Below are 8,642 nucleotides of genomic sequence, written 5' to 3'. Positions count from 1 at the left end.
CAGGCAGCCAAGCTGGGCCGCGCCAAGCTTGCCGGCGGACAGGTCGGCGCCGGCCTCCTCCAGCAACTCTCCACCTCCCCGGCCAGCAGGGCCCGGCCCTCCATCAACCCGCCCATATGAAGGGCGGCTTCATGCAGTCGGTGCCATGGATAAGCCACCTCTAGCTCAGCTGCTCCTTGAAAATTTTCCGGTGTCAACACGGTCACCTCGCCCATCCGTTTAAGCCATACCACCTTTCCCTCCTCCGGTTCGCCGGCCAAGCAGGGAGACAGGGCCGAATAAAGATACCTCCCCCAATCTTTTGCCCTCCAGCGATCCATTTCCCGGATTTCCTGATATCCCTCACGGACGGCGACCGCCCAGCCAAGGGGAAGCGTGCCCGCCAGCAGCACCAGCTTGTCCGCCAACAAGCACCCTTCATCCTCATGATCCATTTTGCCAAATACGCCATTCCCGCCGTGTTTCACGCATAACCACCACCATACATCCACCTTCATGTCCAGCGAAACCTCCACCCGCCAGGCACTTCGCGTTCGGACTGCATAAACTGCCGCCTGCATCGGCTACACCCCTCCCTGTCTTTGTTCCATTACGACTTTTACAAACAGACTTTAGTTGGACTTTAGTTGCTAATGTCCATTCGACAAAAAAGCACACTCCTTACCTTGAAAGGCCGGAGTGTGCTTCACGCCACTGCATATTTATTTCCCGAGGCTTGTTTCCCCGATCCCCCCGTGCTCGCGTAGTTAGTGAACATAAGGAATACGGGCCGCCTCCATCGGAATTCGCAAATCGATATAAAAATACGAACCATCCTGCACCCGACCCTTTTTCTCGTTCAAATCCCTTACCATATCCGGACTTGAACCATGATCAAGAATAGTTGTCTCAATACCGGACAAATGGCATAGTTTTTGTGCAATGAGTTTCGTCTGGTCCTCCGAACGGTCATCAAGCACCGTTACCCGCACCCGGGTTCCGTTCAGCAGGGCGTACAATGAAAGGGCTCTCAAATACCATTCCACCTGCCGCTCATGATTGGAAGTAACGAGCACATAATGCACATCGGAGCGCCGTTTGCACGAACCTGAAACCTTACGTCTGGCGTGCATCCAATGCACCAATGCGACTGCAGCCCCGTATATGGCCAGGATCCACAATAAATGGTCAACCATGAGACTCACCTCCTTCTCTTACCGACAGTATATGTCGAAGGCGGGAAGGCGGTGACAGGAACAAAGACGGTGCCCACACAATAAAGGCCGGTCACGGCATGGGCTTGGTCCGATGAGCCTTTATCACGACAGAATCACCGGGATTTTGCAACGTCTGTAAATTAACAGGCTCATCTCTATCCAATACTGAACAAAAATTTAAATCCTCCCGATCCCTTCACCAAGCGGATTGTCAGACTCCTCACTTGTTTTTCACTGAATTAGCTCCTCAGTCTTAGAATTTGAGTTGCGAAAACCAGCCTGCCGGACATGCCCCTCTTTACGTCCACGGTATCGCTTGACAGCGAAACTGATACGCATGCCAACAATAATCCTCAAACCAAAAAGGAACCGCCATCCTGGCGATCCCTCTCCCATGCATAAGCGGCGTCCGTGCCCCGGACCGCGGCTTAAAGCGTCACCCAGCCGTATTTGATGGAGTTGATCACGGCCTGCGTACGGTCGTCGACCTCCATCTTTTGCAAAATGCTGCTGACGTGGTTCTTTACGGTTTTTTCGCTGATGAACAGGTATTCCCCGATCATCTTGTTGCTCTTGCCCTCGGCCATCAGACGAAGCACCTCGGCTTCGCGGCGGGTCAGCGGGTTGTTCTCGCCGGCAACAAACTTCACTCCGGCTTCCCGCGAGCTGCCCTCGGCCATGGCACCCGCTTCATTCACGTAAGTCATGCGGCGGAGCTGCTGGATCAGTTTGCCCGTCACCTTCGGATGGATGAAAGCAAAACCTTCATACACGGAACGGATCGCATTGATCAAGGATTCGGCCTCCATGTCCTTAAGCAAGTAACCGTTTGCTCCCTTACGGAGGGTTTCAAATACATAGCTCTCATCATCATGAATCGACAAGATAATGACTTTGATTTCCGGGAACAGTTCGCGCAGCTTCTCGGTAGCCTGCACGCCGTTTTCGGTAGGCATGTTGATGTCCATCAGCACGATGTCCGGCTTTTCCTGATTGCAAAATTCCAGCACCTGAATGCCGTCACCGCACTCGCCGATCACGTCAATGTCGTCCTCCATATTTAAAATACGTTTCAGCCCCTCGCGGAATAGCTGATGGTCATCCGCCAAAAGGACTTTAATGACCTGGGTTTCGTTCTCGAAATTTTCCATCCTGTTACTCCTTTCTCTTCTCTACGTTCGTCGGGATATGGATGATGATCTTCGTCCCTTCGTTCTCGGCCGACTCGATCTCCATTCTCCCTTCGAGCAGTTCGACCCTCTCCCGCATGCCGATCAACCCAAAGTGGTCCTTGCTCTTTTGTTCCAGTAATTCAACCCTGAATCCTAGTCCGTTGTCTTGTACCACGATCTTTACCATTTGTGCCTGGTAAGTAAGTTCCACTAACACATAAGTCGGGTAAGCATGTTTGGATGCATTCGTAAGTGCTTCCTGCACCAGCCGGTAGATGGCCGCCTCCATCGCAGATGAGAGACGATGCTCTTTGCCCCGCGTTTCGAACAACGTACGGATCTTGGTTTTTTCTTCAAAATCATGCACGTATTTACGGAGAGTGGGAATCAGTCCCAAATCATCGAGGGCCATTGGTCGTAAGTTAAAAATAACTTTGCGCATTTCTTCAAGGCTGGATCGGACCTGTCCCTTCAAATCTACTATTTCGTCCTGTACCATCTTAAATTCCTGCTTCGCGAGCATTCTTTCTACAATTTCCGTCCTAAGAACCAGATTCGCGAGCAGCTGTGCAGGGCCGTCATGGATTTCACGCGCTATGCGCTTGCGCTCTTCCTCCTGTGCCAAAATAATTTTCAAGCCGATAACCTGGCGGTTTTTTGCCGTTTCGATAATCCGGGACACCTGCCCCAGTTCTCCGGACAAGTATTCAAGGACGACTCCCATTTGCGAACCGATGGACTCTGCGCGATCGACCGAATTCTCAACGCTGCGGACCCTTTTTTGGAGTTCGTCTCGTCGGGCCTTCAGATACATTTCCTTCTCGCGGTAAATCATGAGATCAAGCTGAAGCTGGGTAGCTTTCTCATAGGCCTGCTTGATGTCCTCTTCCTTATACCGGACAAAATCCCGGCTGACCTCGGTCAGCCGGATCCGTGAACGGCGGTAGTTCAGCTCCAACTGATCTACCTTTTCCAAGGTTTCCGTCGTTTCTTTCAATACCTGCTGCAGTTCCTGATTGAGAGATACGAGCTCGTCGCGCGATGTCTCCAATATCTCAAACATCTGGTATTTGCTGTCCTCCATCACTTGGATGGCGTTCTTTATGACACGGTCGATGGCATCAGCTTGATAATCCACGCACTCTACTCCATTTCTAACGTTTCATACACACATCATACCATATCATGATTGGATCGTAACGGTCTTCGTTTTCTTGTCCCATTTTACATTAAGGCCCAATTGCTCGGATACAAGCCGAAGAGGGACTAAAGTCCTATTACCTGTGATGATTGGTGCAACCTCAGCCGAAACCCTTTTGCCGTTGAGCACGAATTCTTTCTTGCCGACGGTGAGATCCATCACCTTGCTTCCGCGCAGTACGGTTACCCGTTGGGCTGCGCCTTTCCAAGCGGCCTGGCCTCCGAAGGCATCAAGCACGTACTTGATCGGCACGTAAGTGGTTCCGTTTTTCAAAAGAGGTGCCGAATCGATCGCTACCTTATTGCCGTTCACCGTCATCGACTTCTGGCCGATCGCCATCAGTGCCGTGCCTGTCGGCAGTCCCGCATCGCTGGAAAGAGCCGGCATCGTAAAACGGATATTGTCAAAAGACACCGAACCGGTCAAAGCCCGTTCATCCTGTCCTTCCTCCACGTTCACCACATACATCCGCTTCAGCTGCGCCGGGAAAGCGATGTTATATTGGCTGAGATCGACGTTCAGCGTTTTCCAGCCTTTCCAGTCGATCACTTTCGCCAGATCCACGTACACGGTTTTTCCGTTGTTGTCTTTCAACTCCGCGCGGAGCCAGTTTAGACTATGATCCCCGTCCACGTCAAGCGACATGGCCGTCGCGGCTGCGGGAATGCTTTTTCCGGTGGAACCGTTAAATTGGGCGTAGGCGTACATTTTTTGCCCGATTCCGCCGTTCATATCGTAATCCAATTTCAAAACATTGGAATTTGCATGCGTGTCGTTTCCTTTCACGATCGCTGCTTTGCCGGTCACCCCGGAAACGTTCGTCGTAAAGCTAACCGGGTAGTTCACGTTTTCAAAATCCTCCCACGTGCTTTCTCCCGCCGTGGAGAGAACAACCGCCGTGCTGAAACCGTCGTAACGGGCAATGGCATAGCCTACTTTGGCGTTTGCATCCACCGATGATACCGTCAAACGGCCGTCATTGACTTTTCCTTGAAACCCGACGAATTCCCACTTCAACGCGCTGTCCGGCACCGTGAGACTCTGTCCGTTGTTCAATACGGCCGTAACCGGCACGGAAACGCTTGTGCCTGCTTGCAGCGGAGCCGTGGCTGTTCCCGGTTTCAGCGAGGCGATATCGCTGCCGCCAAGAACCTGTACCTTCACGGTGGCTTTAGCGCTGCCGCTAACAGCCGTAAGCGTGGTTGTTCCCGGAGCTACCGCTGTCACGCTCCCTCCGCTGACCTTTACATTTCCGTTGCTGGGCTTCCAAGTCGGATTTACGGTCTGCATATCGACCGGGTTATAATACGTGTCATAGCCCTTCAGTTGATAAGAACCCGTTTGCCCGATAAGGAGCATGGTATCTCCGCTCACTTTAAAGCCCTTTAGAGACCCTTCAGGCGCGGTTGAAAACACGCCCAACGAGTTAACGACGCTTCGCTGCGCCGATCCGTATTCCGTGTTGAACGTCAGCACCGTGTTGGTTTCTGCAAGCGGACGGTTCACCATGGTCGTGGAGCCTCCGCCGTCCAAATTCAGGCCTTTATAAACGCCGATTTTGACCATAAAGTCCTGCAGCTGTCCAAGCGACATTCCCGCGCTGCCGCTATGTTTTTCCGTTGCAATCAAGTATGCATACCGTTGATCCTTGGAGTATCCAACGGCCGTACGCGCCCGGTAGCCGCCGATGCTGCTGACATCCCTTGAGAAGGACGACGCTTTTCCGTCATTTACCAAAATCGTATGGCCGCCTATCATCACTTGAAGCGATTCCGGGTCCATTTGTTTTCCGGTATGTTTGGAAACCAAGGAATAATCAGCCGTTAAACGCTGCCCAACCGCGAGGTTGTTTTTCACGAAATTGGCAGCCGTGCCATGGGTTCGCAAAATAAAGCTTCCTTCCGGAATCGGGGTCTGCAATCCCCCGGCTTCCGATATTTTTGTAATCACTCCATCGGTTACCATAACCTCTGTCGGCGTCGTAGAGCTATTTGACGGACGCTCCACCGCTTTCCACGCACTTGTATATATATACGCCGCATTCTGATGGCTAAAGTTCGAGGAGCCGTCTTCCGGTCTGTAAGAGGATTTATTCATGCCTGCCAGCGGAAAGGACTCTCCATTTTCGGCCCGGATGCTGCCCGAGAATGTAAACTCATCGACCATCGGGGTCCCGCTTTTGGTTACGGCAAAGGCATACATTCCCTTTAATTTGGACGGCGTAGACATTAACTGCCCCTCCGACACCTGGCCGCCCATAGGTGCGCCTTGTGCTCCCGTGTTAAAAAAGTCCCCGTTAATCGCCGCCACGGCCCCGTTTTCTTTGGCCATGCCGCCCGTGCTCTGTCTGGTCGTAAATAGACCGTCTTTGCCGGTCATGACATCCAGCTTGACGTTTTTGTTGCTGAGATCCACTTGAATCACATTGGCAAGCGACTTTTGGCTTCCAGTAACATATTGATATTTCATCAAAACGGCACCGGACGTAATAATTTCTTCTCCCAGTTTGGTGACCGACGAAGCCGCCGCAGCCTCAACCACCGAAGAAGAAACAGGCCCAGGCAGCAGAGGAATTCCATTCCCCAGCACCGGACCGACCCAAATGACGCCTGCAAGCGTGATAATAAACCATTTTTTCCCCGTTTGACTCTTTCTCGAACGATTTGACTCTTGCTTACCTATCATGTAATCGTAACTCTCCCATCTATTTTGTTCAGGCTCAAATCTATCGCTGAACGATTTTAAGTCTCTATTTAATAGACTTAAAACAGAAGGAAAAGTTACGAAAAAAAGTCCAACAAACTACTAAACTCGCGTTTATTTTCTAGCAAATGTTGTGGACTCTAATCTTCATATTTTAACAATAACGGTAATAGATTCATTTATTAGATGGACAGACTGGTTTTACCGGGAAGTTTTTGCTGCTTGTTTGGAGACAAAATTCAGAAAGTTAATTATTCCTCGACATAAAAAAAACGTCTATCGAGGTACTTTCTCAGAGAACAGACCGCATATAGTGGAAGTTGTTTCTTGCGAGATAAGGATGGCAAACCTCTGTTGTTTATACTTTCTTATCTCTTAAAAAAGCCAATATCCTGAAAAGGATATTGGCTTGGAATAATTTTTGTTATTTTTGGTTGGATTTAGCGTGAGGCCTGATTAGATACCGGCCTGCTCTTTCAACGCATCCGCCTTGTCCACGCGCTCCCATGGAAGATCCAGATCGGTACGTCCAAAATGTCCATAAGCAGCAGTCTGCTTGTAGATTGGACGGCGAAGATCCAGCATACGGATAATACCGGCAGGACGAAGGTCGAAGTTGTTGCGAACGAGTTCAACGAGCGTCTCTTCGCTGACTTTTCCGGTTCCGTAAGTGTCTACGCTGATGGATACCGGGTTAGCCACGCCAATGGCGTAGGCAAGCTGAATTTCGCATTTGTCGGCAAGACCAGCCGCAACTAGGTTTTTAGCCACGTAACGGGCTGCATATGCCGCAGAACGATCCACTTTTGTCGGATCCTTGCCGGAGAATGCGCCGCCGCCATGACGGGCATAGCCGCCGTAGGTGTCAACGATGATTTTACGTCCAGTCAGACCGGCATCGCCTTGAGGTCCGCCGATAACAAAACGGCCTGTCGGGTTAATAAAATATTTGGTTTCCGCGTCCAGCAGTTCAGCAGGAACGACAGGAAGAATGACTTTTTCTTTGATGTCTTTTTGAATTTGCTCAAGCGTTGTCTCTTCGGCATGTTGTGTCGAAACGACGATGGTATCCACGCGAACCGGCTTGTCCCCGTCATATTCTATCGTAACCTGTGTTTTGCCGTCCGGACGGAGATAGTTCAGGGTACCGTCTTTGCGCACTTCCGACAAGCGGCGTGCAATGCGGTGAGATAGCGCGATCGGCAACGGCATAAGTTCAGGCGTTTCATTGGTGGCAAAACCAAACATCAGGCCTTGGTCGCCGGCACCGATGTTTTCCGTTTCCTTATCCACTTGGGAAGGGTCACGATTCTCCAGAGCAGCGTTTACCCCTTGCGCGATATCAGCGGACTGCTCGTTAAGCGAGGTCAGTACTGCACAGGTGTTGGAGTCAAAACCGTATTTGGCACGGGTATACCCGATTTCTTTCACGGTATTGCGTACGATGGACGGAATGTCCACGTATTCGGATTTTGTGCTGATTTCACCAATGACCAAAACCAGACCGGTAGCTACGGATACCTCGCATGCAACGCGCGCGTTGGGATCGTTGGCCAAAAAAGCGTCGAGTACCGCGTCGGAAATCTGATCGCAGATTTTATCCGGATGTCCTTCGGTTACGGACTCAGATGTAAATAAACGTCGCCCTTTTACAGACATGAGATCAACCTCCCATATGGATAGTATGTTATACCAGCAAAATCGCCGAGTCCGCTATATAAAGAACGGTCGCGCCTTATGCCGGTAATATAAGCCAAGTATAAAGAAAATTATACTCCCTTATATTTTTCAAAAGAGATCCTACACAAAAAATGAACCTTTTCCGAGTGGAAAAGGTTTGATGTACAATCCTCAACATGCATATTAACGTATTTGGTACGTGGTGTCAATCCAACAGCCAAGCAGTTTTTCAAGGATTTTCGGTAACTTACATGTTTGTATGAAACCATGGATAATAACGCTGTGATATAAGGGTATGAAATAGCTAATACTACAACTGGAGTTGGCTGTACATGCTTTGTTCCGCTTGCCGAACCAACCGCTTCGTAATTTCGCCGCCTACAGAGCCATTTTCACGCGAGGTCAAATGTCCCCAGCCTGGACGCCGTGATGACGATCCGCCACCAAAAGAACCCAGTTCGGAACCGAACTCCGTGTCTGCCCCGTTGGAACTGCTGCCGTAACCGACATTCAAGCCAAACTCTGTGGCGATTTCATATTTCATTTGATTCAGCATTTGCCGGCTTTCCGGTACAACCTGTCGATTGTTGCGTTTGTTATTTGCCATATTGATACACCTCCTGCAAAGATTTTTATACAGGAGTATTATCTGCTTTGACAATGGAGCTTACGCGTATAAAACGTTGTCAC

The 8,642-nt window shown here is 50.4% G+C and carries 6 protein-coding genes and 1 pseudogene; all 7 read right to left on the bottom strand.

The genetic code is table 11. The features are described 5' to 3' along the window. Positions 1–560: pseudogene (locus XI25_RS25310) on the bottom strand (hypothetical protein); the annotation flags it as partial. Positions 561–746: 186 nt separating this feature from the next. Further along, positions 747–1,175, bottom strand: coding sequence for a hypothetical protein (locus XI25_RS25305; RefSeq protein ID WP_046680794.1), 429 nt, complete (start codon positions 1,173–1,175; stop codon positions 747–749). 449 nt (positions 1,176–1,624) lie between these two features. Next, the gene (locus XI25_RS25300; protein WP_046680793.1) at positions 1,625–2,347 is read right to left on the bottom strand and encodes a response regulator; all 723 of its coding nucleotides are present in this window, start codon (positions 2,345–2,347) and stop codon (positions 1,625–1,627) included. A gap of 4 nt (positions 2,348–2,351) precedes the next feature. After that, positions 2,352–3,506 (bottom strand): sensor histidine kinase, encoded by a 1,155-nt coding sequence (locus XI25_RS25295; protein WP_046680792.1) that lies wholly within the window; start codon positions 3,504–3,506, stop codon positions 2,352–2,354. A gap of 45 nt (positions 3,507–3,551) precedes the next feature. Further along, positions 3,552–6,254: a stalk domain-containing protein gene (locus XI25_RS25290; RefSeq protein ID WP_046680791.1), complete on the bottom strand. Its 2,703-nt coding sequence runs from the start codon at positions 6,252–6,254 to the stop codon at positions 3,552–3,554. A 474-nt stretch (positions 6,255–6,728) separates the two neighbouring features. Beyond that, a complete protein-coding gene (gene metK, locus XI25_RS25285) occupies positions 6,729–7,931 on the bottom strand; it encodes a methionine adenosyltransferase (RefSeq protein WP_046680790.1) in 1,203 nt (400 codons plus the stop codon). 331 nt (positions 7,932–8,262) lie between these two features. Further along, positions 8,263–8,559: an alpha/beta-type small acid-soluble spore protein gene (locus tag XI25_RS25280; RefSeq protein WP_046680789.1), complete on the bottom strand. Its 297-nt coding sequence runs from the start codon at positions 8,557–8,559 to the stop codon at positions 8,263–8,265. Positions 8,560–8,642 lie beyond the last annotated feature (83 nt).

The organism is Paenibacillus sp. DMB20 (assembly GCF_000987955.1).
GTDB lineage: Bacteria > Bacillota > Bacilli > Paenibacillales > Paenibacillaceae > Paenibacillus_AQ.
This window is presented reverse-complemented; position numbering and strand designations above follow the sequence as displayed.